Below are 26906 nucleotides of genomic sequence, written 5' to 3' on the forward strand. Positions count from 1 at the left end.
ACCGTCGCCAGAAAGGCACCATCCACATGGCCGCAGCACCACGCTCCGGATCGTCCCGCGGGAACAGCGGCAAGAAGGGACCCCTCAAGGGCACCGGTGGGCTCGGCCGGAAGGCACTGGAGGGCAAGGGTCCCACGCCCAAGGCCGAGGACCGCGTCTACCACAAGGCCCACCGCACCAAGCAGCTATCCGAGCGCTCCAGCGCCAAGAACGCGGGCCGGTCGGGAGGCCGCAACACCCGCTCGCGGCATGCCGACGAGACCGTGGCCGGCCGCAACTCGGTGGTCGAGGCCCTGCGCGCCGTCATCCCCGCGAAGGCCCTGCATGTGGCCACGAGGATCGAGATGGACGAGCGGGTCCGTGAGGCCCTGAAGCTGGCCGCCGAACGCGGCGTGCCGGTGATGGAGAACTCCAAGCCCGAACTGGACCGCATGACGGATGACGCCGTCCACCAGGGCTTGGTGCTGCAGGTCCCGCCCTATGAGTACGCCGATGCCCTGACGCTGGCCCGCCAGACCATGGAGAAGTGGGAGAAGGGCTACCTCACGGCCCCGCCGCTGTTCATCGCGCTGGACAGCATCACCGACCCCCGCAACCTCGGGGCCATCATCCGCTCCGCCTCTGCCTTCTCGGCGCACGGCGTGGTGGTGCCCTCGCGCCGCTCCGCCGGGGTGACCGCGACCGCCTGGAAGACCTCGGCCGGTGCTGCCGTGCGGGTCCCCGTGGCCCAGGCCGGCAACCTGAACACCATCCTGCAGGACTTCAAGAAGCTCGGGATCTTCGTCCTCGGGCTCGACGGCGGCGGGGACCAGTCCCTGCCCGGGTTGCCGTTGGCCACGGATCCGGTGTGCCTGGTGGTCGGTTCGGAGGGCAAGGGACTGTCCCGGCTGGTCCGCGAGAACTGCGACCAGATCATCTCCATCCCGATCGCCTCGGACATGGAATCGCTGAACGCCTCGATGGCGGTGGGCATCTCGCTGTACGAGATCGCCGTCCAGCGCGCCGGCGGCCGGCCGGGGCAGACCGCGGAAGGCGGGCCGGGAGGCCAGTCCTGATGACAGTGGTGTCTCAGACGGTGCCCGGTCACCGTTCGCGGCCCTTCCCCCTGGGTCTCGCGGACCGGGTCCCCGGCGTCGCGGAGGTGAACGGCGCGGTGAACCTGGCGGTCTATGCCCCCGGGATCACCGCCCTGGACGTGGTGTACACGGACCCCGCGTTCCCGGTGGACGCCGTGCCGACGGCCGTGGACCTGCACCGGGTGGCACTGGAGGACGTCACGGACCACGTGCATCACGGCACTGTCCCGGGATTGGGCCATGGCAGTCTCTACGCGCTGGTGGCCCATGACCGGCGGATCGCCGGGGTGTCCCGGAGCGGCCGCCGGACCTCCGGCACACCAAAGCCCCTGCCCCAGTTGCTGGTCGATCCCTATGGCGATGCCGTGGTGGAGCGCAACGGGCTGTACTGGTCCACCCGGGTGCGCCGGGACTTCGACTGGAACGGGTCCGGCCGGCCCCACACCCCGCTGCGGGACACCATCGTCTACGAGGCCCACGTCATCGGCCAGACCAAGCTGCACCCGGGCATCCCGGCCGAGCTGCGCGGGACTTACGCCGGACTGGCACACCCCGTGATGGTCGAGTACCTGCGTCACCTGGGCATCACGGCCGTCGAGCTGCTGCCGGTGCACCACCACCGGGACGAGGACCACCTGCAGCTGGCCGGACTGGAGAACTACTGGGGGTACAACACCGTCAGTTTCTTCGCGCCCCATCCCGGTTACGCCACCGCCGCCGCACGGGCCGGCGGGCCCCAGGCCGTCCAGGACGAGTTCAAGGGCATGGTCAAACTACTGCACGAGGCCGGGATCGAGGTCCTGCTGGACGTGGTCTATAACCACACCGCGGAGGAGGGCCCGGGTGGACCGACCTTCTGCTGGCGCGGCCTGGGGGAGGAGCACTACTACCGGCATGACGCCGCCGGCAGGTACCTGGACACCACGGGCTGCGGCAACACGCTGAACTTCAACGATCCGCAGGTGGTGCGGATGACACTGGACTCGTTGCGCCGCTGGGTGACGGACTTCCAGATCGACGGCTTCCGCTTCGACCTGACCGTCACCCTGTGCCGGGACGGCGGCCACCACTTCACCCACCGCCACCCCTTCCTCGTGGCCGCCCAGGCGGATCCCATCCTGGCGGGGACCAAGCTCATCTCCGAGCCGTGGGACGTGGGCAGCGGCGGTTGGCAGACCGGTCACTTCCCCCTGGGCTGGTCGGACTGGAACGACCGCTTCCGGGACGTGGTCCGGGACTTCTGGGTGGCGGACCGCGGTGCCCTGGAGCGCGGCGACCGCGGCGGGTCCACCGCGCGGCTGGCCGACTGCCTGTCCGGGTCCGCCGGGCTGTTCGAGTCCTCCGGGCGCTCCGCCCTGGCCTCCGTCAACCTCGTGACCGCCCATGATGGCTTCACCCTGCAGGACCTCGTGTCCTACAACCAGAAGCACAATGAGGCGAACGGAGAGGACAACCGGGACGGCACCTCCCACAACCGGTCCTACAACCACGGGGCCGAGGGACCCACGGAGGAGGGAGACATCCTCGATGCCCGTGCCACCACGGCCCGCAACCTGATGGCCACCCTGCTGCTGTCCCTGGGCGTACCCATGATCACCGCCGGTGACGAGATCGGGCGCAGCCAGGGCGGCAACAACAACGCCTACTGCCAGAACAACGGCATCTCGTGGACGGACTGGAAGCTCGATGAGCGGCAGGAGCGCATGCTCGCCACCACGCGCCGCCTGATAGCGATCCGCAAGGAGTTCCTGGCCGGTCAGCCATACTCCTACCCGGCCCGGGAACTCGGCTACCTCAAGTGGTTCGACCATGAGGGGCAGCCGATGACCGAGGCGGCCTGGACGGACTCCGGGCAGCGGCTGCTCCAGTTGCTGATCGGCGTCCCCGGCGGCCGCAGCACCGGTCTGATCGTGTTCAACGGCGGGCTGGAGACGGTGCCCTTCCGGCTGCCGGTGCCGGAGGAACTGCGAGGCATCACCGGCGAGCACGGGGCGGACCTGCAGGCCTTCACCCTCCAGCTCTCAACAGCCCTCCACGGCGAGCTCCGCCGTGGCGCCCTCTTCGCCCCGGGAGACCGGGACCTGATCGAGGCCACCTCGATCACCCTCTACTCCGTCTGACCCGCCTTCCCCTTTGCAACTGGAGGTCGAATTCGCACCATTTCCAGGGCCGAACGTCCGGAAGGGGGTGCGACTTCGACCGCGGGATTTTCTGTTGGAGTGAGAGCAGCGACGCACCGGATTCCTCCACAGCGGATCGGTCACGGTCTGCCATCCCCAGCGGCGACGTCGGCACGCACCATGGGCGGCCCCGTCCCGTCAGTCTGGGGGCCATGGACACCCCTGACATCATCACCCTCGCTGAGGCCCGCACGCTGGGAACGAGCCGGAGAGCATTGCAGAACTCCCGAGCCGAGCATCACCTCCATGGTCTTTACAGTCCGTTGCGTCGGGAACGAGATGGCGAGACGCTTCATCGATCATTGCTCAGGGCGGCCTCATCGGCGGCCACGGATGTGGCCTCCCATGAATCCGCCGCCCGACTGTGGGGGTTCCCGGGCTCGGTGGTTCCGAGCGAGATACAGCTGCTGTCCATCTCCGGAGATCGACGGCGGCGGGTCCAGGGGATGGCCGGGCGACGCGGACTGGTGCTCCCGGGCGAAACGACAGTTCTCGGTGGGATCCCCGTCACCACCCCCGCTCGAACCTGGCTGGACCTGGCCCGCACCTCTGGTGTCCTGCGGCTAGTCCTCTGGGCCGACTGGCTGTTCAACCCAGTCTGGGGTGGAGACTGGGAGCGAGAGCCCCTGGCCACGCCGACTGAACTTCGAGCCCTCCTCGACCGCCACCCGGGCAAGCCCGGAATTCGCAAGGCGCGCGCAGCCGCGGACCGAGCCAGAGTCGGATCGGATTCGCCGAAGGAAACTGAGCTACGTCTGGCCCTGGTTGATGCAGGACTGCCGGAACCTGCGGTGAACCAGTGGATCATCGACCCCAGGACGGGAAGCCGAGTCCACCGAGGCGATCTGACCTACGACGAGTTCCGGATCGATCTGGAGTATGAAGGCGAACACCACTCCGGACCTGGCCAGGTACAACGGGACATCGCTCGCGCTGAACGACTCCGGGCGGCGGATTGGCTGGAACTGCGTTTTAGCTCGATGCATTCTCGGCACGGTTGGCTCCCCGCCGTTCACAAGACCCGAGAGGCCCTCTTGTCCCGTGGGTGGGTGCCCAGGGGAGACTAAGTCGCCCGTGAGGCTTCCACATCCCCTTCCGATCCAGAACTGGAGGTCGAATTCGCACGGCGTCCAGAGGGCCTGGCCCCGAATACGGTGCGAATTCGACCTCCAGTTGCTTGGGGACGGTTGATAGGAGAGGTCAGCCGGCGTTGACCACGAGCGCCATCTCGGCCGTCGAGGCCAGCAGTTCGTGCTGCGGCAGGACCCGGACCGAGTAGCCGAAGGCGCCGGAACGGTCGATCACCAGTGAGCCGGTGAACTGCCAGCGGCCGTCACCCAGGTCCTGGGCCGGGGTCAGCTCCAGAGCGCCGGTGTCGGCCAGGGTGTCCTCCTCGAGCACGCTGGACGGTTTGGTGCTGACCCGGCCGTACACGGCTTCCACCCGCACGTCCTTGGGGGACAGCTGCCCCAGGCTGATGTAGGCGGAGACCTGCATCTCGTCGCCGACCTGGGGATTCTCGGAGACGCCGAGCGAATCCACGTGTTCCACGGCCACAGAGCCGAAGCCGCCCCGGACCCTGGTCTTCCAGGCGGCCAGTTCGCGGGCCCTGGCGTAGTCGTCGGCGTCCATGACCCGCCCCGCCCGCCCGGCTGGCAGGTAGAGCTCGTTGACGTAGTCCTGCACCATCCGGTCTGCCGAGGTCGCCGGGCCGAGGGTGGCCATGGTGTGCTTGATCATGGCCAGCCACTGGTGCGGGAGGCCGTCCGTGGAAGCGTCCGACGGGCCGGCGGCCCCGGCCTGGTCCGAGGGCTCGGCTCCATAGAAGCGCGGCACCAGCTCGTTCTCCAGCAGGCCGTAGAGTGCGGCCGCCTCCACGTCGTCCCGCTCCTCGGTGGAGGCCGCGGACGAGGCGCTCGGGATGGCCCAGCCGTTCTCGCCGTCGTACATCTCGTCCCACCAGCCGTCCAGTACGGACAGGTTCAGCCCCCCGTTCATGGCGACCTTCATGCCGGAGGTGCCGCAGGCCTCCAACGGGCGCAGGGGATTGTTCAGCCACACGTCGCAACCGGGCATGAGGGTGGAGGCCATCTGGATGTCGTAGTTGGGCAGGAACACGATCCGGTGGCGCACCTCGGGGTCGTCCGTGAACCGCACCATCTGCTGGATCATCAGCTTGCCCTGTTCATCGGCGGGGTGGGACTTGCCGGCCACCACCAGCTGGATGGGGTGCTCCGGATCCGTCAGGAGCCGCTTCAGCCGCTCCGGATCGCGCAGCATCAACGTCAACCGCTTGTAGGTGGGCACCCGCCGGGCGAATCCGATGGTCATGACGTTCTCGTCCAGCACGGAATCGGTCCAGGCGAGCTCGGCCTCGGAGGCCCCGCGCTTGCGCCAGGAGGACCGCAGCCGTGACCGCACGTCCGCGATGAGGGCCCGCCGCAGGGTCCGGCGCAGCTCCCACAGTTCCGCGTCGGGGACGTCGAAGACGCGCTGCCAGTCGTGACCGGCCACGGCGGACGTCCCGAACAGCTCGATCGCCCGGGCTGACACCGTGTCGGAGACCCAGGTGGGGGCGTGCACGCCGTTCGTGATGGAGCCGATCGGCACCTCATCGGCGTCGAAGCCCGGCCACAGGCCCTTGAACATCTCCCGGGACACCTCCCCGTGCAGCCGGGCCACGCCGTTGGCGCGCTGGCCGAGGCGCAGGCCCATCACGGCCATGTTGTGCACGCCCGGGGTGCCTCCCTCGTGGTCCTCGGCACCCAAGGCCAGGACATGATCGAGGGGCACGCTCGGGGCCAGCCCGGCCCGGAAGAACTGCTCCACCAGGGCGCGGTCGAATCGGTCGATCCCGGCCGGCACCGGTGTGTGCGTGGTGAACACGGTGGAGGCCCGCACCGAGGTCAGCGCGGTCTCCCAGTCCAGCCCGGCGGACATGAGCTCCTCGATCCGCTCGATGCCCTGGAAGCCGGCATGTCCCTCGTTCGTGTGGTAGACGGACGGCACATCCGTACCGGTGAGGCGTGCGTACAGGCGCAGCGCCTTGACCCCGCCCATGCCGAGCAGCAGCTCCTGCTGCAGTCGCTGGTCCCCGCCGCCGCCGTACAGGCGGTCGGTGATGGAGCGCGCGGTGTCGTCGTTCGCCGGGACGTTGGAGTCCAGCAACAGCAAGGGGACGCGCCCGACGTCGGCCCGCCACACCTGGGCGTGCAGCGTCCGGCCCGAGGGCAGCGGCAGACGGACGATTGCGGCGGCCCCGTCCTCCTCCTTGAGGAGTGTCAGCGGCAGGTTGTCCGGGTCCAGGACCGGGTAGGTCTCCATCTGCCAGGCGTCCCGGGACAGGGACTGCTTGAAGTAGCCCGACTGGTACAGCAGACCCACGCCGATGATCGGCACCCCGAGGTCTGAGGCGGACTTCAGGTGGTCACCGGCCAGGATGCCCAGACCACCTGAGTACTGGGGGAGCACGGCGGTGATGCCGAACTCGGGGGAGAAGTAGGCGATGGGCCGCGGAGTATGGATGTCCCCGCCCGGACCGTCCGACGCGCCGACGAAGTCCTGCTGGAACCACCGGTCCTCGGTGAGGTAACGGTCCAGGTCGGCGGTGGCGTCCTGGACGCGGGCCACGATCTGCGCATCGGCGGCGAGCTCGGTCAGCCGGTGCCGGTCGAAGGACCCCAGCAGGGCCACGGGGTCCTGGTTCGACTCGGACCAGGCCTGGGGGTCCAGGTCCCGGAACAACTCCTTGGTCTGGGGGTGCCAGGACCAGCGCAGGTTGGTCGCCAGACGGCTCAGTCCCGCGATCGACTCGGGCAGGTGGGTACGGACGGTAAACCGACGGATAGCCTTCACCCGGCCCATTATCCACGGGGGGCCGCCCTGCCGCGGGACTGCCGGGTGAACCGCGGCCGACGCGCGGTTGGCCGCCGGTTGAATCCTCGGAGCCGGGCACCCTCCCAGCAGGGGATCAGGCGTCTCGTGCCCGCGACTTAGTCCCGATCAGTGGCCACGGGGGGATCGCCCCGGTAACGTCGGGACCGTGGGAACTGCCAAGAATTCCAGTAATTCTGTCCGAATGCCGATGTTCCGCACCGAGGTCAAGGTGGGCCGCATTCCGATCACCGGTGTCCAGCCGGTGGTCAATTGCGGCGCCGTCCCGGCCAAGGCGCTGATCGGCGAGGACGTCCCTGTCCGCGCCACCGTGTTCCGCGAGGGGCATGACCGGCTCGGGGCCACCGCCGTCCTCTACGGCCCGGACGGCGCCGAAGTCCAACGGACGCGCATGACGGAGGGCGCCCCCGGGCTGGACGAGTTCGTGGCCACGCTGCGGCCGGCCGTCGTCGGGCCCCACACCTTCGCCATCGAGGGCTGGTCTGATCCCTACGCGACCTGGCACCACGCCGCCACCGTCAAGATCGAGGCCGGGTTGGACGTCGAGTTGATGCTGGCCGAGGGCGGCGCCCTGTTCCGGCAGGCCGCCGCGGATCCCGACCGTTCCGAGGCGGACCGGTCGGTCCTGGCACGGGCCGTCCGGGGGCTCGAGGACACCACGCGGGACACCCAGGAGCGTCTGCTGGCGGCGGAGGACCCGGACCTGACCGACGTGCTCGCCGCCCGTCCGATCCGCGAGTTCGTCTCCCCGTCGCCCGCCTACCCGCTGGACGTGCAGCGCGCGATGGCCGGCCGCGGTGCCTGGTACGAGTTCTTCCCCCGCTCCGAGGGGGCGGTCTACCATCCGGACTCCGGGACCTGGGCCTCCGGAACATTCACGACGGCGGCCGTCCGGCTCCCAGCGGTCGCGGAGATGGGCTTCGACGTCATCTACCTCCCGCCGATCCACCCCATCGGCCGGGCCCACCGCAAGGGTCCGAACAACGCGCTGGAGGCAGGACCCCACGACCCGGGTTCACCGTGGGCCATCGGGTCGCAGGAGGGTGGACATGACGCCATCCACCCTGATCTCGGCACGGCCGAGGACTTCGCCGGGTTCGTCGAGCGGGCCGCCGGGCTCGGGCTGGAGGTCGCCCTCGACCTGGCCCTGCAGTGCTCCCCGGACCACCCCTGGGTCGCCGAGCACCCCGAATGGTTCACCACCCGCGTGGACGGCACCATTGCCTACGCGGAGAATCCACCGAAGAAGTATCAGGACATCTATCCGCTGAACTTCGACAACGACCCGCGCGGACTGCGGCGGGCCGTCCTGAGGGTCGTGGAGCTGTGGATCGCCCGTGGGGTGAAGATCTTCCGGGTGGACAACCCGCACACCAAGCCCCTGTGGTTCTGGGAGTGGCTGATCGCCAAGGTGCACCGCAGCCACCCGGACGTCGTGTTCCTGGCGGAGGCCTTCACGCGGCCGGCCATGATGCACGCCCTGGGCCGGGCCGGATTCCAGCAGTCCTACTCGTACTTCACGTGGCGGAACACGCGGGACGAGATCGCTGAGTACCTGCACGAGGTCACGGCCGAGACTGCGGCGTTCTACCGTCCGAACTTCTTCGTCAACACCCCGGACATCCTCACGGAGTTCCTGCAGTTCGGCGGACCCGCGGCCTTCAAGATCCGTGCCGTCCTGGCGGCCCTGTCCAATCCGATGTGGGGCATGTATGCCGGTTTCGAGCTGTTCGAGCACGTCGCCCGCCCGGGCGCCGAGGAGTACATCGACAATGAGAAGTACGAGTACCGGCCCCGTGACTTCGCCGGTGCCGAGGCCCGGGGTGCCTCACTCGCCCCCTACGTCACCCGGCTGAACCGGATCCGCAGGGCCCACCCGGCGTTCCAGGACCTGCAGAACCTCGTTCTGCACCCGGCGGACAATGACGGGATCCTGGCCTTCTCCAAGTCCCGCCGCCACCTGCCGGACGGCCAGTACCGGGCCCCGGCCGGCGTCGCGCTTCCGGTGTTTCCCGGCATGCCTGATGCCACCGCGCTGACGGAGTCCCTGCCCGGCCGGGCGGACACGGTCATCGTGGTGCTCAACTGCGATCCGCATGCGGCGCGTGAGGCCACCGTCTCGCTCGACGTGGCGGCCCTGGACCTGGACCCGGCGGACCTGGATTCCGAGGGCCGGTTCGAGGTCGAGGACCTGATCACCGGTGCCCGCTGGCGGTGGGGCGCGGACAACTACGTGCGGCTGGACCCGGCCGTTGAGCCGGCCCACGTGCTGAAGGTGGTGCGCGGCAGCTGATGGCCCATTCCTTCCAGATGCACACCCACGGGATCTCCCATGACCCGGACTGGTTCCGGACCGCCGTGTTCTACGAGGTCCTCGTGCGGGCCTTCCACGACGACAACGGGGACGGGTCCGGTGACTTCGAGGGCCTGATCAACAAGCTCGACTACCTGCAGTGGCTGGGCATCGACTGCCTGTGGGTACCCCCGTTCTACCGCTCACCGCTGCGGGACGGCGGCTATGACATCGCGGACTACTACGAGGTGCTGGACGAGTTCGGCACCGCCTCGGACTTCAAGAGGCTCGTGGCCGAGGCCCATGCCCGCGGCCTGAGGGTCATCATCGACCTGCCGCTGAACCACACCTCGGACCAACACGCCTGGTTCCAGGAGTCCCGGTCTGACCCGGACGGCCCGTATGGCGACTTCTACGTGTGGAGTGACACGGACGAGAAGTACCAGGACGCCCGCATCATCTTCGTGGACACGGAGGAGTCCAACTGGGCGTTCGATCCGGTCCGCCGCCAGTTCTTCTGGCACCGCTTCTTCTCCCACCAGCCGGACCTGAACTTCGAGAACCCCGCCGTGATCGAGGCGCTCTTCGACGTGGTCCGCTATTGGATGGACATGGGCGTGGACGGCTTCCGTGCTGACGCCATCCCCTATCTCTTCGAGGAGGAGGGCACCGACTGCGAGAACGACCCGCGCACCCACGGCTTCCTGCAGCAATTGCGGGCCATGGTCGATGCGGAGTACCCGGGACGGGTGATCATCGCCGAGGCCAACCAGCCGCCGGCGGACGTGGTGGACTACTTCGGTTCGGAGGAGGAACCGGAATGCCACATGTGCTTCCACTTCCCGATCATGCCGAAGATCTTCTATGCCCTGCGCGACCACAAGGCCACAGCGATCCTCGAGGCGTTGGCCGAGACCCCGCAGATCCCCGCCGGCACCCAGTGGGGCACGTTCCTGCGCAACCATGACGAGCTCACCCTCGAGATGGTCACCCCGGAAGAACGCCAGGCGATGCTCGGGTGGTACGCCCCGGACTCGCGCATGCGTGCCAACGTGGGCATCCGGCGCCGGCTCGCCTCCCTGCTGGACAACAGTCGGTCCGAGCTCGAACTGATCCACGCGCTGCTGCTGGCCATGCCGGGTTCGCCGTTCCTGTACTACGGGGACGAGCTCGGCATGGGGGACAACATCTGGCTGCCTGACCGGGATGCCTCCCGCACCCCCATGCAGTGGAATCCGGACCGCAACGCCGGCTTCTCCGAGGCCGATCCCGGCAAGCTGTACCTGCCGGTCATCCAGTCGCTCGTCTACCACTACAACCACGTCAACGTGGAGGCTCAGCTGGCCTCCAACGGCTCCCTGCTGCACTGGGTCCGCGAGACCCTCGCCGTGCGCAAGCGGCACCCCGTGTTCGGGCTGGGCGACTTCACGGTGGTGGAGGCCGAGGCCGAACAGGTCCTCGCCTTCGTCCGGGACCTGCCCGCCTCGGAGAAGGAGGACCTGTACCCCGAGACGGTGCTCTGCGTCTTCAACCTCGCTCCGGAACCGGTGGCCACCTGGCTGAATGTGCCGGGCTATGAGGGCCGGGGCCTGCGTGATGTCTTCGGCGGCCGCCCGTTCCTCGACATCGGCGAGGACGGCCGGCTGCCCGTCACCCTGCCCGGTCACGGCTTCTACTGGTTGCGGCTGCGCACCGGCCCGGAGCCCATGCCGGGGGCGGATGCGGCGGCCCTGGCCGGCCGGCCGAACCCCTACACCACGGCGATGCCGGTCATCACACCGGACCTCGCGGCGGGGCGCAACCGATGAGCGAGTCTCCTCAGGACCTCCACGGCCTCCACGACCTCCTGGTCCGGTGGCTCCCGGACCAACGGTGGTTCCCGCTCCGGGGAGACGTCGCGTTGCGCCTGGCCGGCGAACACCGGTTGTCCTCGGCGGCGGGTGTCACCGGTGACGTCCAGCTCCTGTCACTGATCTTCACGGCCGCTCCCGCGGGAAGCGGGGGGAACGAGGACGCCGTCGCTGTGTCCGTCCCCCTGACTCTGCGCCGGGAGGAAGTCCCGGGCGCCTCAGCCGCGCTGATCGGCCGCGGTGACACGCCGTCCGGCGTCCGATGGGTCTACGACGGCACCCAGGACCCGGACTTCGTGGCGGCATGGCTGGAGCTGATGCGCCGTGAGGCGCGTACCGAGAACAGCGGGGCCGGCGGAGCCGCAGGCCATGCCTACGCCGGATTCCGCGACTGGGCCGCCTTCGACCCCGAGACCCTGCACCTGCGCGTGCTCCGGGGCGAGCAGTCCAACACGTCCGTGGTGGTGGGAGCGGATCGAGGTCGGCTGATCCTCAAATTCTTCCGAGTGCTGGCCCCGGGTACCCATCCCGACGTCGAGATCGGCCTGGCGCTCTCCGCTGGCGGTTCCAGCGAGGTCCCCGTGACGTACGGCTCGGCCACGGCGGCGTGGACCCGCCCCGGGGCTGCGGCGGGCGCGGAGTCGGGTGAACTCTGCGTGCTGCGTGAGTTCATCGAGGACTCCCGAGACGCCTGGCGCGAGGCCACGGATGCGGCCGCCGCCGGTCGCGGCTTCACCACCGAGGCCGCCGGGATCGGCGAGGCCACGGGCCGACTGCACCTGGCCCTCGCCGAGGCCTTCGGCACCCGCCCCGCCTCTGACGGCGGCGAGGGGGCACCGGCCGTGCTCACGGCGCTCGCGGACCGCCTTGAGTGGGGATGGCGAGAGGCCGCCTCCGCTGTGGGTGAGGAGTACGGGAGCGGACTGCGCGCAGTGATCGATTCCCTGCGGTCCCCGGAGGTCAGAACCGGGATACCGCCGCTGCAGCGGATCCATGCCGACTACCACCTCGGACAGGTCCTGGCCTCACCGGCTATCGCCACCGCCGCTGGACAGGACGGCTGGCGCTGGACGGTCCTCGACTTCGAAGGCGAACCGCTCCGGGAGGCGACGGAGCGATCCGGTTGGGATCTGCCGCAGCGCGATGTCGTCGGGATGCTGCGATCCTTCGACTACGCCGGTGCCCTCTCCGATGCCCCGGCCTGGACGGAACCGGTCCAGCAGGCGTTCCTCGAGGGCTACGGATCGGCCGTCGGGGCGACGGTGGACACGGGGTCCACCGTCTTCACCGCCCTGATGCTGGACAAGGCGCTGTATGAGACCGCCTACGAGCTACGCCACCGCCCGGACTGGGTGGAGGTCCCCGCCGCGGCGGTCCGCGGACTCCTGCGCCGCGCCGCCGTGGCGGCTACCGTGGGCCCAGAACGCCAGAGCACCATCCAGGAGGATGCCGTGGAACCGGATCATGCCCCGCAGGACCCCACATTGCCGCTGGACGTGCACGCGGAGGTGCTGGCCGCCGTCGCGCAGGGCCGCTATCACCAGCCGCACGAGGTGCTCGGCGCCCACCTGGGGGACACCGGCACCGTGACGTTCCGGGTGCTACGGCCCCTGGCCGAGGACCTGGCCGTCCTGCTCGACGACGGCACGCGCGTTCCGCTGCGCCATGAACACGAGGGCGTGTGGGTCGGGACGACCCCTGCCACCGACCCGGGCCACGTCCCGGGCTACCGCCTCCTCGTGACCTACCCCGGCGTGGCCGAGGCCGAGCAGGACGATCCCTACCGGTATCTGCCCACCGTGGGGGAACTGGACCAGCACCTGTTCCGGGAGGGCCGGCACGAGACGCTGTGGACGATCCTCGGCGCTCGCGTGCGCCACTACTCCTCGCCCCAAGGCGACATCACGGGCACCTCCTTCGCCGTCTGGGCCCCCAACGCCGCGGCCGTGCGGGTCAAGGGTGACTTCAACGGCTGGGACGGCTGCCAGCACGCCCTGCGCTCGCTGGGAGACTCGGGCCTCTGGGAGATCTTCGTCCCGGGGATCGGGGCCGGCACCGTCTACAAGTACGCCATCCTCGGCCGCGACGGCCACTGGCGGGACAAGGCCGACCCCATGGCCCGCTGGACCGAGGTGCCGCCGGCCTCCGGCTCCCGGGTGGAGGACTCCCGGTATGCCTTCGGGGACGCGGCGTGGATGGAGAAGCGGGCGGCGACCAACCCGCACGACGCTGCCATGAGTGTCTATGAGGTGCACGCCGGGTCCTGGCGGCCAGGCCTGAGCTACCGCGAGTTGGCAAACCAGCTGGTCGAGTATGTCTCCTGGCAGGGTTTCACCCACGTGGAGTTCATGCCGGTGGCGGAGCATCCCTTCGGAGGTTCCTGGGGCTACCAGGTCACCGGGTACTACGCCCCCACCTCCCGGTTCGGCTCCCCGGACGACTTCAAGTACCTGGTGGACCGGCTGCACCAGGCCGGCATCGGCGTGCTCCTGGACTGGGTGCCCGCACACTTCCCCAAGGACGACTGGGCCCTGGCGAAGTTCGACGGGCAGCCCCTCTACGAGTACGCCGACCCGCGCAAGGGGGAGCACCCGGACTGGGGCACCCTGGTGTTCGACTACGGCCGCACCGAGGTGCGGAACTTCCTGGTGGCCAACGCCCTGTACTGGTTGGAGGAGTTCCACATCGACGGGCTGCGCGTGGACGCCGTCGCCTCGATGCTGTACCTGGACTACTCCCGCGAGGACGGGGAGTGGGTGCCGAACGTGCACGGTGGCAACCACAACCTGGAGGCCATCAGCTTCCTGCAGGAGACCACGGCCACGGCCTACCGGCGCAACCCAGGGATCGTGATGATCGCCGAGGAGTCCACGGCGTTCTCCGGCGTGACCGCGCAGACCAGCCATGAGGGGCTCGGCTTCGGCCTGAAGTGGAACATGGGCTGGATGCACGATTCCCTCGCCTACCTGTCCGAGGACCCGGTCAACCGCAAGTGGCATCACCACGAGATGACGTTCTCGACGGTCTATGCCTGGAGCGAGAACTACGTGCTACCGCTCTCGCATGACGAGGTGGTCCACGGCAAGGGCTCATTGCTGCGCAAGATGCCGGGAGACCGGTGGCAGCAATTGGCCTCCCTGCGGGCGTACTACGCCTACATGTGGGCGCACCCGGGCAAGCAGCTGCTGTTCATGGGGTCCGAGTTCGGCCAGGAGTCCGAGTGGAGGGAGTCCCACGGACTGGACTGGTGGTTGACGGACACCCCCAGCCACAAGGGGCTCATGAAGACCGTTCGGGACCTGAACCTGCTGTACCGCGACGCCCCCGAGCTGTGGAGCCAGGACAACGATCCGGCCGGATTCCAGTGGATCGACCAGAACGACGGGGACCGAAACCTCTTCTCGTTCATCCGCTGGTCCACTCCGGAGACCGGTGCAGGCGAGGCACGTCCCCTGGTCTGCGTGACGAACCTGTCCGGCAACCCCCATCACGAGGTCCGCCTGGGACTGCCCTTCGCGGGACAGTGGCGGGAGGTCCTGAACACCGATGCGGAGAGCTACGGCGGATCCGGCCTCGGCAACGGCGGACGGATCGAGGCATCCGATGAGGCGTGGCAGGGGCAGCCGGCGTCCGCGATGATCACCGCCCCGCCGCTCGCCACGGTGTACCTTCGCCCGATCCACTGACGCCTCTGATTCCGCCCCCCCCGGGGGTGGTGGACGGCTGATTATGCAAAGCGCCAGAACCTGTGTATTGTCTTCTCTTGTGCCAAGGCGCGGAAGACAAGTTCTTCCAGACCGAAACGGCGAAGATCCACGGGAAGCCCGGGGTTGGAAGCCACACCATGGCACCGGGAAAGCCGCAAGGCAGAACCGCTGGTGACGATCCAGGCAGCTCAGAAGGACTTCGGTCCGGAGGAAAAGCCCGGCGCGGTGGATTTGACACCGAGTCGAGAGAGGATCTAAGCTAGAAAAGTTGCTCCGGAACAACGGACAGTCGCTTGAGCGGCGGTCCCGAGAACTGGAAACAACACAGAGGGACTTCGGTTCCACTCCAGAAAATCGCCGGAAACGCCGATTTGACGGGGAGGAAACAAGGAACTAAGCTTGAAAAGCCGCAGATGGGAAAAGCAAAGATTTCGCCGGTTTTACCGGATTCCTTGTGAGTAGCCATGATGTGCCTGTTGTTTGAGAACTCAATAGTGTGCCAAGTTTGTTGATGCCAATTTTTTGAATTGGTTGATTGGTTGCTGGGACACACCCCGTGTGTTTGCAGTGACTTTTTGCCATGGATTTTTGGGTGGCATCCTGTTGTTTGAGAACTCAATAGTGTGCCAAGTTTGTTGATGCCAATTTTTTGAATTGGTTGATTGGTTGCTGGGACACACCCCGTGTGTTTGCAGTGACTTTTTGCCATGGATTTTTGGGTGGCATGTGGGTCTGGTTTTCCGCCGGGTCTGTGTGTTGTCCGCTTTTTGTTTTTTACGGAGAGTTTGATCCTGGCTCAGGATGAACGCTGGCGGCGTGCTTAACACATGCAAGTCGAACGCTGAAGCTCCAGCTTGCTGGGGTGGATGAGTGGCGAACGGGTGAGTAACACGTGAGTAACCTTCCCTTGACTCTGGGATAAGCCCGGGAAACTGGGTCTAATACCGGATATGACCTCCTGTCGCATGGTGGGGGGTGGAAAGATTTATCGGTCTTGGATGGACTCGCGGCCTATCAGCTTGTTGGTGAGGTAATGGCTCACCAAGGCGACGACGGGTAGCCGGCCTGAGAGGGTGACCGGCCACACTGGGACTGAGACACGGCCCAGACTCCTACGGGAGGCAGCAGTGGGGAATATTGCACAATGGGCGCAAGCCTGATGCAGCGACGCCGCGTGAGGGATGACGGCCTTCGGGTTGTAAACCTCTTTCAGTAGGGAAGAAGCCTTCGGGTGACGGTACCTGCAGAAGAAGCGCCGGCTAACTACGTGCCAGCAGCCGCGGTAATACGTAGGGCGCGAGCGTTATCCGGAATTATTGGGCGTAAAGAGCTCGTAGGCGGTTTGTCGCGTCTGCCGTGAAAGTCCGGGGCTTAACCCCGGATCTGCGGTGGGTACGGGCAGACTAGAGTGCAGTAGGGGAGACCGGAATTCCTGGTGTAGCGGTGAAATGCGCAGATATCAGGAGGAACACCGATGGCGAAGGCAGGTCTCTGGGCTGTTACTGACGCTGAGGAGCGAAAGCATGGGGAGCGAACAGGATTAGATACCCTGGTAGTCCATGCCGTAAACGTTGGGCACTAGGTGTGGGGGACATTCCACGTTTTCCGCGCCGCAGCTAACGCATTAAGTGCCCCGCCTGGGGAGTACGGCCGCAAGGCTAAAACTCAAAGGAATTGACGGGGGCCCGCACAAGCGGCGGAGCATGCGGATTAATTCGATGCAACGCGAAGAACCTTACCAAGGCTTGACATGTTCTCGATCGCCACAGAGATGTGGTTTCCCCTTTGGGGCGGGTTCACAGGTGGTGCATGGTTGTCGTCAGCTCGTGTCGTGAGATGTTGGGTTAAGTCCCGCAACGAGCGCAACCCTCGTTCCATGTTGCCAGCGGGTTATGCCGGGGACTCATGGGAGACTGCCGGGGTCAACTCGGAGGAAGGTGGGGACGACGTCAAATCATCATGCCCCTTATGTCTTGGGCTTCACGCATGCTACAATGGCCGGTACAATGGGTTGCGATACTGTGAGGTGGAGCTAATCCCAAAAAGCCGGTCTCAGTTCGGATTGGGGTCTGCAACTCGACCCCATGAAGTCGGAGTCGCTAGTAATCGCAGATCAGCAACGCTGCGGTGAATACGTTCCCGGGCCTTGTACACACCGCCCGTCAAGTCACGAAAGTCGGTAACACCCGAAGCCGGTGGCCCAACCCTTGTGGGGGGAGCCGTCGAAGGTGGGACTGGCGATTGGGACTAAGTCGTAACAAGGTAGCCGTACCGGAAGGTGCGGCTGGATCACCTCCTTTCTAAGGAGCCCCTTAACTGGCAGGCCTGCAGATCTTTGTGTTTGTGGGTGTGTGGTTCAGGTGTAGTGCTCGTAGCGGCCCCGTTCGTGGGTCGGCGAGTTGCTCATGGGTGGAACATCAACGAATAGTGCCCTGGCCGTACCGGCTGGTGGTCGTAGTACTGCGTCTGGAATGGGCGTCTTGGGTGTTGCCCGGGATGTCGCGCCGTCGTGTGGAAGGACTGCTGGGTGGATGGGTTGGGGTGTTGGCACACTGTTGGGTCCTGGGACAACAGGACCGGCTGCTCGTGCAGCACATGATCGCTGGGCCTCTTTTGGGGTTGGGTGGTGGTGTGGTGTGGGGGTGGTTGTTCCGGGCCTGTGGTCTGGTTCCGGCCATGCTGAAGCATTGACGTTGAGTCGTTGGTGTGGGAGGTGTGGTGCGGGTTGTTGTTTGGGAACTGCATAGTGGACGCGAGCATCTTATTTTTATTGCTGCCGCATATCGCCCCCTGGTGGTGTGTGGTGGCGCCGAGAATGTAGTCATCTTTTGATACACCCGTTGTTGACCCCTGCTTTTGGTGGGTGGTTGGTGGTGGGTGTTGCTCATTGAGGGCTTGGCCTTGTGTGGCTAAGTTTTTCAGGGCGCATGGTGGATGCCTTGGCAACAGGAGCCGATGAAGGACGTGGGAATCTGCGATAAGCCTGGAGGAGTCGATAACCGGACGTTGATTCCAGGATTTCCGAATGGGGGAACCCCGCACACCTGTGAGTGTGTGACCGCCGGTTGAACACATAGGCCGGTTGGAGGGAACGCAGGGAAGTGAAACATCTCAGTACCTGCAGGAAGAGAAAACAAAAGTGATTCCGTGAGTAGTGGCGAGCGAAAGCGGATGGGGCTAAACCGTTCACGTGTGATACCCGGCAGGGGTTGCGTGTTCGGGGTTGTGGGCCCTTTCGTCCCAGGTCTGCCGGCTTGGGGTGGTGAGGAGCGGGCGTATAGACGAACAGCTTTGGATGGCTGACCGTAGAGGGTGAGAGTCCCGTAGTGCGAATGCGTACCGCCGCTTAGAGAGTGTGCCCGAGTAGCACGGGGCCCGAGAAATCCCGTGTGAATCTGCCAGGACCACCTGGTAAGCCTGAATACTACCTGTTGACCGATAGCGGATCAGTACCGTGAGGGAATGGTGAAAAGCACCCCGGGAGGGGAGTGAAATAGTACCTGAAACCATGTGCCTACAATCCGTCGGAGCCTTGAGGGGTGACGGCGTGCCTTTTGAAGAATGAGCCTGCGAGTTAGTGCTGTGTCGCGAGGTTAACCCGTGTGGGGAAGCCGTAGCGAAAGCGAGTCTGAATAGGGCGATCTTAGTGGCACGGTCTAGACCCGAAGCGGAGTGATCTACCCATGGCCAGGTTGAAGCGCGTGTAAGAGCGCGTGGAGGACCGAACCCACTTCAGTTGAAAATGGAGGGGATGAGCTGTGGGTAGGGGTGAAAGGCCAATCAAACTCCGTGATAGCTGGTTCTCCCCGAAATGCATTTAGGTGCAGCGTCACGTGTTTCTTCCCGGAGGTAGAGCTACTGGATGGCAGATGGGCCCTACAAGGTTACTGACGTCAGCCAAACTCCGAATGCCGGGAAGTGAGAGCGTGGCAGTGAGACTGTGGGGGATAAGCTTCATGGTCGAGAGGGAAACAGCCCAGACCACCGGTTAAGGCCCCTAAGCGTGTGCTAAGTGGGAAAGGATGTGGAGTTGCTGTGACAACCAGGAGGTTGGCTTAGAAGCAGCCACCCTTGAAAGAGTGCGTAATAGCTCACTGGTCAAGTGATTCCGCGCCGACAATGTAGCGGGGCTCAAGCACACCGCCGAAACCGTGGCATTCAGCGTAAGTTGGATGGGTAGGGGAGCGTCGTGTACGAGGTGAAGCCGGGGCGTAAGCGTCGGTGGATTGTGCACGAGTGAGAATGCAGGCATGAGTAGCGAAAGACGGGTGAGAAACCCGTCCGCCGGATGACCAAGGGTTCCAGGGTCAAGCTAATCTGCCCTGGGTAAGTCGGGACCTAAGGCGAGGCCGACAGGCGTAGTCGATGGACAACGGGTTGATATTCCCGTACCGGCGAAGAACCGCCCATGCTGAGTCGGTGATACTAACCGCCCGAACCTGCCTGGATCCCCTTCGGGGGACGTGGTGGGCGAGCGCGGGACCTGAACCGATAAGGCAAGCGTATTAACAGGTGTGACGCAGGAAGGTAGCCGGGCCAGGCAATGGAATTGACCTGGTCCAAGGGTGTAGGGTGTCTGGTTGGCAAATCCGCCAGGCGTGTGCCTGAGACCCGATAGGCCCCCACTAGGTGGGGGATCCGGTGATCCTATGCTGCCAAGAAAAGCATCGACGCGAGGTTCTAGCCGCCCGTACCCCAAACCGACACAGGTGGTCAGGTAGAGAATACTAAGGCGATCGAGAGAATCATGGTTAAGGAACTCGGCAAAATGCCCCCGTAACTTCGGGAGAAGGGGGGCCCTGAGCTTGAAACCCATTGACTGGGTGGAGGGTGTATGGGCCGCAGAGACCAGGGGGAAGCGACTGTTTATCAAAAACACAGGTCCGTGCGAAGTCGCAAGACGATGTATACGGACTGACTCCTGCCCGGTGCTGGAAGGTTAAGAGGACCGGTTAGTTCTTCGGAGCGAAGCTGAGAATTTAAGCCCCAGTAAACGGCGGTGGTAACTATAACCATCCTAAGGTAGCGAAATTCCTTGTCGGGTAAGTTCCGACCTGCACGAATGGAGTAACGACTTCCCCGCTGTCTCAACCGTGAACTCGGCGAAATTGCACTACGAGTAAAGATGCTCGTTACGCGCAGAAGGACGGAAAGACCCCGAGACCTTTACTATAGTTTGGTATTGGTGTTCGGTGTGGCTTGTGTAGGATAGGTGGGAGACGTTGAAGCATGGACGCTAGTTCGTGTGGAGTCATCGTTGAAATACCACTCTGGTCACTCTGGACATCTAACTTCGGCCCGTGATCCGGGTCAGGGACAGTGCCTGATGGGTAGTTTAACTGGGGCGGTTGCCTCCCAAAATGTAACGGAGGCGCCCAAAGGTCCCCTCAGCCTGGTTGGCAATCAGGTGTCGAGTGCAAGTGCACAAGGGGGCTTGACTGTGAGAGCGACAGCTCGAGCAGGGACGAAAGTCGGGACTAGTGATCCGGCGGCCCGTTGTGGAACGGCCGTCGCTCAACGGATAAAAGGTACCTCGGGGATAACAGGCTGATCTTGCCCAAGAGTCCATATCGACGGCATGGTTTGGCACCTCGATGTCGGCTCGTCGCATCCTGGGGCTGGAGTAGGTCCCAAGGGTTGGGCTGTTCGCCCATTAAAGCGGTACGCGAGCTGGGTTCAGAACGTCGTGAGACAGTTCGGTCCCTATCCTCTGCGCGCGCAGGAAATTTGAGAAGGTCTGTCCTTAGTACGAGAGGACCGGGACGGACGAACCTCTGGTATGTCAGTTGTACCGCCAGGTGCACCGCTGATTAGCTACGTTCGGGAAGGATAACCGCTGAAAGCATCTAAGCGGGAAGCCAGCTTCGAGATGAGATTTCCACGACCTTCGGGTCGGGAGGCCCCCAGCAGATCACTGGGTTGATAGGCCGGACGTGGAAGCAAGGACTAACGACTTGTGAAGCCGACCGGTACTAATAGGCCGATAACTTATACACACAAGCATCTCTCATACACGCTTCAAAGGGTATGAGAGGGCCAGATGCGTAGCGTCCACTATGCGGTTGCGGAACAACAACCAACCGAACCACCCCCCCCTTGTACCAGGGCACCCGAACACTCGGGGACACTGGGACCGGGTGGTGGGGGAAAACAACTGAACAGTGCAACAGTAGTGTTGTCACCACCAAGACGACCCACGACGAACACCCACCCCACGGCGCACGCCAGGGTCAGGAGTGTTGACAGTAGGGTAAAAGAGTTACGGCGGTCATAGCGTGGGGGAAACGCCCGGTCCCATTCCGAACCCGGAAGCTAAGACCCACTGCGCCGATGGTACTGCATCCGGGAGGATGTGGGAGAGTAGGACGCCGCCGGACAACCATTGAATAGAAGCCCTGGACCTCACGGTCCAGGGCTTCTGTGTTTAACGGGCCATGCTGAGACATGCCATGACCAATGGACCAGAGCCGGCATGGTTTGATGAGGNTTACGGCGGTCATAGCGTGGGGGAAACGCCCGGTCCCATTCCGAACCCGGAAGCTAAGACCCACTGCGCCGATGGTACTGCATCCGGGAGGATGTGGGAGAGTAGGACGCCGCCGGACAACCATTGAATAGAAGCCCTGGACCTCACGGTCCAGGGCTTCTGTGTTTAACGGGCCATGCTGAGACATGCCATGACCAATGGACCAGAGCCGGCATGGTTTGATGAGGGGCATGTCTGAGAGCCTGTTCCTTGACCCGTTCGACGTTCCCTCCATTGGCGAGCATGGTCCTCCGAGCACGGACGCGGGAGCCTCAACGGGGGACGTGGTGCCCGGAACGGTGGTGAACAGTGCGCCGGCGTCGGCCGAGGCGTCGCATGCAGTGAGCGCCTCCATCCCGCTGGACCTGGACCAGGCGGTCGGCGCGTTCCTGGACGACACGCATCTCTGGTGGCCTCGGGAACTCCGGGCCACCGGGGAGGCGGGGCACGTGTACTTCGGTGACGGCGCGCTGTTGGAGGAGGACACGGACGGCTCGGATGGGGACCAGGATCCTCCCTACGAGTGGGCGGCCCTGGCGGATGCGTCGGAAGGCACTCTGGAACTCGACTGGTGGGGCGGCCACCGCGACGCGGCGGATTCGCCCGTCCGGCTCTACGTGACCTGGTCCGTCGGTCCACGTGGGGGAGCGGAGCTGAGCGTCCGAGGGAACGAGCCGACGTCGTGGTTGGAAGAGTGGACCGCGGTCCTGGGCGCGTTCACCCGCTTCACCGGGGGCAGCCTCGCCGAACCGGGGAAAGGCGCCAAGAGGCCCTAGAGGCCGTTCTCCCGGAACATCTTGAGGTCCCCGTCCTCGAACTTCTGCTCGAGCACGCGGCCGTTGTTGCGCATCGACTCGAGGTCGTGCTTCAAGACGGTGTCCCGGCTGCGGGAGACCTCGGTGGCCAACAGGTGCAATTGATGGGTCCATTCCGGGGCAGCGGCCGGCTTGGCCGAGTCCGGCAGTCGGAGGAATACGTCGAGCGTGCTCGGCAGGTACTGGTACACGAGGGACTCGATGGACAGGCGTTGCTCCGGTGCTTGCTGAACGAGTTCCCAGCGGTCGATCATCTCGCCCAGGTGCACGGTGATCATGGACAGGTCGTGCTGGGATTCAGGGGGAAGCTGAGCGCGATGGCTCCGGACCCGTTGGCGGAGCTCGGCGAGCCGTCCGTCCATCTCCTCCTCGGTGGCGCCGCGCACGGGGATGCCGGAGGAATAGGTCGGGCGGTGAGCCGGCGTCAGAATCAGACCTGCCCCGTACCCCAGGGCCGCCGCGAGGAGGGCCGCGAGGATCGAATCGGACAGGAGGCCCACCCCGATGAACACGATGACGAAGGCCGCGAGACCGGCCAGGTTCGGGCGAGACGCCAAGAAGTCCCTGAAAGTGCCGAACCCCTCCGCCTCGGTGGCCACGTGTCTCCGTCCCTCCTGAGCTGTTCTGCTGACGTGACCAGTCTAGTGTCCGCGCCGGTCGTCTCCACGGATCGTTTTGGTGAATCCGGCAACGGACGGCTAGGATAGACCACTGTGGTTCCCCGCCGGACTCGGCATGGAACCACTCTCCACGGGGTGTGGCGCAGCTTGGTAGCGCGCGTCGTTCGGGACGACGAGGCCGCAGGTTCAAATCCTGTCACCCCGACCACGAGAAGCCGGCCGGGAGCATCATCAGATGCTCCCGGCCGGCTTTCTTCTTGGTGTCCTTGGCCCGGTTCTCCGTTCCGGCTTGTGTCTACCGGCGTCTACCGGCGCTCGAGCGCCCGCAGGTGCTCCGGGGTGGTGGCGTCCACATGCCGCTGATAGTCAGGGTGCTTCTCGATCCACCCCTTCACATACGGGCAGACCGCGACGATCCGGTATCCCTCGGCGATGGACGCGTCCAACGCTCCGCGGACCAGGGTCGAGGCGAGTCCGTGACCGCCGTACTCCTCGGCCACCTCGGTGTGCGGGAAGATCCGCTGCCGGGTCCCATCGGCCGCTGCATGCTCGGTGAAGTAGGTCTTGCCGGCCGGCTCGCCGGAGGCGTCCACGTGGATCTCGTACCGCGGCTTGCTGCCCTGGATGACCTGCGGGTGGTCCAGGGTCGGTGTCTGCTCACTCATGGGATCTCAGGTCTCCTTGACGGTGGGTTGGTGCGGGGTCGCATGCGGGTGGAGGGCAGCGCCGGGGCGGGCAACGGGGCGGGGGTGTCCGCCGGGAAGTCGCCGAACTGCGGGAAAGTCCGGCCATCGCGGTAGCTGGTGCCGATCGTGGCGTCCAGCAGGGAGCCGGACACCGGGGCGCCCAGGGGAGTGCCGGCGTCCGCCAGTGGGGAATCCTCCCACGGCGCCTCGAAGCCCATCTCGGCCTGGTAGGCGGCGCGCCAGGCCACGATCTCCTCGTGGGTGCGGCCCACGAAGTTCCACCACATGATGATCTGCTCGCCCAGGGGCTCGCCGCCGATCAGCAGTGCGGTGACGGGGTCCGGCCCGGAGATGATCCTCAGGCGGGTCCGGCCGGGACCGACGAAGCCGAGGTGGTCCTCAGGGATCTCGACCCCGTCCAGGGAGAGGGCCCCGGTGACCTGGAGCAGGCCGTGCTCGTGGCCGGCGGGGACGTCCACCTCCAGCGTGGTGCCGGGGTCCATGCGCAACTCCACGCCCGTGAGCGGGAGGTGGGTCTTCACCGGGGAGGTGGAGCCCAGCAGGGAGCCGAGGAAGACGCGGGCGGTGTAGCCGGGCCCGGTGACCGGCTCCGGACGGTGGGCCTCGAGCGAGGGAGCGGTGGCACGGGCATGGTCCGGGAAGGCGTACCAGAGCTGGGCGCCGTGGAGGACGGTGGTGTCCGCCGTGGAGTACTCCGAATGGGTGATCCCGGAACCGGCGTTCATCAGGTTGACCTCACCGGGGCGGACGGTGGCCCAGTTGCCGGCGGAGTCGACGTGGTCCACCCGTCCGGTGAACAACCAGGAGACGGTTGCCAGCCCCGTGTGCGGGTGACGGGGGACCGCCATGCCTCCGGTGGCGGAGACATCGTCCGGCCCGTAGAAGTCCAAGAAGCACCAGGCGCCAATCAGGGATCGGGCCCGCTGCGGCAGGGTGCGTTTGACGGTCATGGCGCGGGGACCGCCGAGGGGGACCGCGCGTGGCTCGAGCAATTCAACGGTGCCCGTGCCACCGGCGTGTGGGTCCACGCCGTCTGAGAGGCCCTCGGTGAAGCGCGGTCCGGCGGCGGGCCTGTTCCGGCAGACGGTCTCCTGCGGGTCAGTCTCGGTGTTGCTCATGGGGCTTGCCTCGATTCCAGCTGTTCAACGGCGCCTGACCGGGTGGTGGGACAGGATGGAGATGCGGTTGGTGACGTTCATGGTGATGGCCAGCCACTGGACGGCGGAGTACTGTTCGTCCGTCAGCACGTGGTGGCTCATCAGCTGGCTGACGTGCTGGTCCTCCTGGCCGGGTAGCAGGGTGACCGTCTCGGCCAGGTCCAGGGCGGCCCGCTCCGTCTCGCTGTAGAGGGCCTCCGCCTCCCGCCAGGCGGCCAACAGGCCGAGGCGCTGGGAGTCGAGGCCGGCGTCGATCCCGTAGCGGGTGTGGACCTCAAGGCAGTAGGCGCAGCCGTTGATCTGGGAGACGCGGAGGTTCACCAGCTCCACGAGCTGATCATCCAGGCCGGCCTTCCGGGCGGCGGTCTTCGCGGCGACGGACAATCCGCCCACGGCCTTCCACGCGGCGGGGTCGGACTTGTCCAGATAGAAGGCCAGCGGATCCTGGCGTGCCTCAGAGCTCATATCCGTACCAACCCCGGGCCCGTCAGCAACATTCCTCGCCGCCTTCCCCTCAGAAGCTGGAGGAGGAGCCGGCGCCGGAGAAGCTGCCGCCGGAGCTGCCGTATCCGGTCGAGGAGGACGAGGAGGAGGCCTCTGCCTGCTCTCGCGCCGTCACCACGTGGGACTGGCCCGAGGAGTATCCGAGGTGGAAGGCGGTCGCGGTCCAGAACCAGCCGGGCTGGTGCACCGTGTCCAGGATGGAGCCGGGACGGCGGGAGCCGCGGTGGCGTTCCCGTTCCAGTTCTCCCTGCAGAGTCTGGCGTTCGGCATCGGACGTGGCGAAGGCATCGATCTGGGCCTTCGCGTAGTCGTCCAGCAGTCCGGTCAGGCGGACCCGGAGGGCATCCAGGCCGTCGAGGGCCTCGTCCGGGGAGAGCTGGCCGGTCTCCAGGCCGGCGCCCAGCCGCTCCAGTTCCCGTTCCGCCTCGTGCCGGAAGGATCGCAACGGGGTGAGCTGATCGGCCTTGAGCTTGGGCTGTCCCGTCACCAGCTCGTCGATCTGTCCCAGGTCCTCGCGCATCGGCGCGGTCTGGATGTCCCAGGCCTCGGGCCAGCCCGGGTACTTGTTCAGCAGCGTGTTCGTGCTGCCCACGGTGTCGTCGAGCTGGTCGAGCTCCTCCGCCTGCTTCATGTACGCCGTGATGGCCTGGCGGTGCTCCTTGCGGTGCAGCTTCTTCGCCGGGATGCCGGACAGCCGGTCGTTCTGGCGGGCGGCCTCCACATAGCGTTCGTGGAAGGTGCGGTAACGCTCGAGCACCATGGCCCCGTACTTCGAATCCTCCGGCACGGTATGGGCGTTCAGCTCGGTGGCCTCGAGGTCCGTGCTGACGTTGGCGAAGGCCTGGTTCCCCCGGTCCAGTTCCGCCTGGGCCTTCTGCCGCTGCTTCTTCCGGCCGGCCGCGACGGCCCCACCGAAGATGCCGCCGACGACCACCACGATCGCCCCGCCGATCCACACCCCGGGATGCTGGTACCACGGCCGGTTCATCACGGCCGCGGCGGACTCGGTGGCGTCCAGGGCGGCCTGCGTCCAGTTGGCCTCCTGCAGCGACTCGACGGCGTCCTCCCGGATGTCCTCCTGGGTCTCGAGACCGACCTTGCGGTCCTCGCCGAAGTACACCCCCTGCAGCCGGCCCTCCGGATCGATCGCGTAGATGAACAGGCCGTCCGTCCACTTCTGCCCGTCGTCGCTGATCCACTCCGGATGGTTCTCGCGGGCATCGGCCAGGAGGCGCTCGTTGAGGTTGGACTCGGCCTCGCCGCGCTGGGTCCAGACCACCACGGTGGTCGGCTCGCGGAAGTCGATGTCCGTCAGGCCCTCGCGCAGGGTCGGCTCGTGGATGACCCCGGCACCGTCCTCGAGGATGACCTCCTCGGCCTGGTCGGCCTGGGCCGGGGAGGCGCCCAGGACGAGGGCCGCCGGCACCGCCGCCAGCAATCCGAGCGCCAGGCTGAAGGCCGCCACCCAGCCGGCAGCCGTTCTCGCCGCCCTGGTGGCGAGAACGGGATGCAGGCCGGTTCGGACATGGGCGGTGTCGGTGGGCATCGGGCGTCCTCTGCTCTCAGTGGCCGATATC

General features: G+C 66.0%; 12 protein-coding genes, 1 tRNA gene and 4 rRNA genes. 11 read left to right on the forward strand and 6 right to left on the reverse strand.

Annotated elements, in window-relative coordinates; translation table 11 throughout:
• Positions 1-26: 26 nt before the first annotated feature.
• The gene (gene rlmB / locus BOSE125_RS01370) at positions 27-1055 is read left to right on the forward strand and encodes a 23S rRNA (guanosine(2251)-2'-O)-methyltransferase RlmB (RefSeq protein WP_159548986.1); all 1029 of its coding nucleotides are present in this window, start codon (positions 27-29) and stop codon (positions 1053-1055) included.
• Positions 1055-3196 carry a glycogen debranching protein GlgX gene (gene glgX, locus BOSE125_RS01375; protein ID WP_159548989.1) on the forward strand — a complete coding sequence of 714 codons (2142 nt, stop codon included), beginning with the start codon at positions 1055-1057 and terminating at the stop codon, positions 3194-3196. Before rlmB ends, glgX begins: the two co-directional genes overlap by 1 nt.
• Before the next feature lie 1260 nt (positions 3197-4456).
• On the opposite strand, the gene glgP is transcribed toward glgX, so the two are convergent.
• Complete coding sequence (glgP, locus tag BOSE125_RS01380; protein WP_201301109.1) at positions 4457-7111, reverse strand: alpha-glucan family phosphorylase; 2655 nt, start codon at positions 7109-7111, stop codon at positions 4457-4459.
• 229 nt (positions 7112-7340) lie between these two features.
• Between glgP and BOSE125_RS01385 the strand changes: the two genes are divergently transcribed.
• The 8 genes from BOSE125_RS01385 (at position 7341) to BOSE125_RS01420 (ending at position 22302) form a co-directional block, all read left to right on the forward strand.
• Positions 7341-9443: an alpha-1,4-glucan--maltose-1-phosphate maltosyltransferase gene (locus BOSE125_RS01385; RefSeq protein ID WP_159554537.1), complete on the forward strand. Its 2103-nt coding sequence runs from the start codon at positions 7341-7343 to the stop codon at positions 9441-9443.
• Complete coding sequence (gene treS / locus BOSE125_RS01390; RefSeq protein WP_159548995.1) at positions 9443-11251, forward strand: maltose alpha-D-glucosyltransferase; 1809 nt, start codon at positions 9443-9445, stop codon at positions 11249-11251. Before BOSE125_RS01385 ends, treS begins: the two co-directional genes overlap by 1 nt.
• The gene (glgB, locus tag BOSE125_RS01395) at positions 11248-14979 is read left to right on the forward strand and encodes a 1,4-alpha-glucan branching protein GlgB (RefSeq protein WP_159548998.1); all 3732 of its coding nucleotides are present in this window, start codon (positions 11248-11250) and stop codon (positions 14977-14979) included. Before treS ends, glgB begins: the two co-directional genes overlap by 4 nt.
• A 794-nt stretch (positions 14980-15773) precedes the next feature.
• Positions 15774-17300: ribosomal RNA gene (locus BOSE125_RS01400) — 16S ribosomal RNA — on the forward strand.
• A 607-nt stretch (positions 17301-17907) separates the two neighbouring features.
• Positions 17908-20996 (forward strand): 23S ribosomal RNA (locus BOSE125_RS01405).
• 264 nt (positions 20997-21260) lie between these two features.
• Positions 21261-21377: ribosomal RNA gene (rrf, locus tag BOSE125_RS01410) — 5S ribosomal RNA — on the forward strand.
• Between the two features lie 111 nt (positions 21378-21488).
• Positions 21489-21605, forward strand: a 5S ribosomal RNA gene (gene rrf, locus BOSE125_RS01415).
• Together the 16S, 23S and 5S rRNA genes form the textbook arrangement of a ribosomal RNA operon.
• A gap of 112 nt (positions 21606-21717) precedes the next feature.
• Positions 21718-22302 (forward strand): hypothetical protein, encoded by a 585-nt coding sequence (locus BOSE125_RS01420; RefSeq protein ID WP_159549001.1) that lies wholly within the window; start codon positions 21718-21720, stop codon positions 22300-22302.
• Here BOSE125_RS01420 and BOSE125_RS01425 read toward each other — a convergent pair.
• A complete protein-coding gene (locus tag BOSE125_RS01425) occupies positions 22299-22940 on the reverse strand; it encodes a hypothetical protein (RefSeq protein WP_159549004.1) in 642 nt (213 codons plus the stop codon). The two genes, BOSE125_RS01420 and BOSE125_RS01425, sit on opposite strands and share 4 nt — an antisense overlap.
• A 152-nt stretch (positions 22941-23092) precedes the next feature.
• On the opposite strand from BOSE125_RS01425, the gene BOSE125_RS01430 reads away from it, so the two are divergent.
• Positions 23093-23169: transfer RNA gene (locus tag BOSE125_RS01430), tRNA-Pro, on the forward strand.
• A 97-nt stretch (positions 23170-23266) separates the two neighbouring features.
• Here BOSE125_RS01430 and BOSE125_RS01435 read toward each other — a convergent pair.
• The 4 genes from BOSE125_RS01435 to BOSE125_RS01450 are packed head-to-tail and all read right to left on the reverse strand — an operon-like array spanning position 23267 to position 26875.
• Positions 23267-23626, reverse strand: a complete 360-nt coding sequence (locus BOSE125_RS01435; RefSeq protein ID WP_159549007.1) for a GNAT family N-acetyltransferase — start codon at positions 23624-23626, stop codon at positions 23267-23269.
• Positions 23623-24786: a pirin family protein gene (locus BOSE125_RS01440; RefSeq protein ID WP_159549010.1), complete on the reverse strand. Its 1164-nt coding sequence runs from the start codon at positions 24784-24786 to the stop codon at positions 23623-23625. Before BOSE125_RS01440 ends, BOSE125_RS01435 begins: the two co-directional genes overlap by 4 nt.
• 24 nt (positions 24787-24810) lie before the next feature.
• Entirely contained in the window at positions 24811-25290 is a 480-nt protein-coding gene (locus BOSE125_RS01445; RefSeq protein ID WP_159549013.1) for a carboxymuconolactone decarboxylase family protein, read from the reverse strand.
• Positions 25291-25339: 49 nt separating this feature from the next.
• On the reverse strand, positions 25340-26875 hold the full coding sequence (locus tag BOSE125_RS01450) for a DUF5129 domain-containing protein (protein WP_159549016.1): 1536 nt from the start codon (positions 26873-26875) through the stop codon (positions 25340-25342).
• Positions 26876-26906 lie beyond the last annotated feature (31 nt).

Source organism: Citricoccus sp. K5 (assembly GCF_902506195.1).
Lineage (GTDB): Bacteria > Actinomycetota > Actinomycetes > Actinomycetales > Micrococcaceae > Citricoccus.

Coding starts and splice junctions, on each gene's coding strand:
- BOSE125_RS01420 (WP_159549001.1), top strand. CDS start 21,718: ATGTCTGAGAGCCTGTTCCTTGACCCGTTCGACGTTCCCTCCATTGGC.
- BOSE125_RS01385 (WP_159554537.1), top strand. CDS start 7,341: ATGTTCCGCACCGAGGTCAAGGTGGGCCGCATTCCGATCACCGGTGTC.
- BOSE125_RS01445 (WP_159549013.1), bottom strand. CDS start 25,290: ATGAGCTCTGAGGCACGCCAGGATCCGCTGGCCTTCTATCTGGACAAG.
- treS (WP_159548995.1), top strand. CDS start 9,443: ATGGCCCATTCCTTCCAGATGCACACCCACGGGATCTCCCATGACCCG.
- rlmB (WP_159548986.1), top strand. CDS start 27: ATGGCCGCAGCACCACGCTCCGGATCGTCCCGCGGGAACAGCGGCAAG.
- glgX (WP_159548989.1), top strand. CDS start 1,055: ATGACAGTGGTGTCTCAGACGGTGCCCGGTCACCGTTCGCGGCCCTTC.
- glgB (WP_159548998.1), top strand. CDS start 11,248: ATGAGCGAGTCTCCTCAGGACCTCCACGGCCTCCACGACCTCCTGGTC.
- BOSE125_RS01435 (WP_159549007.1), bottom strand. CDS start 23,626: ATGAGTGAGCAGACACCGACCCTGGACCACCCGCAGGTCATCCAGGGC.
- BOSE125_RS01450 (WP_159549016.1), bottom strand. CDS start 26,875: ATGCCCACCGACACCGCCCATGTCCGAACCGGCCTGCATCCCGTTCTC.
- BOSE125_RS01440 (WP_159549010.1), bottom strand. CDS start 24,786: ATGAGCAACACCGAGACTGACCCGCAGGAGACCGTCTGCCGGAACAGG.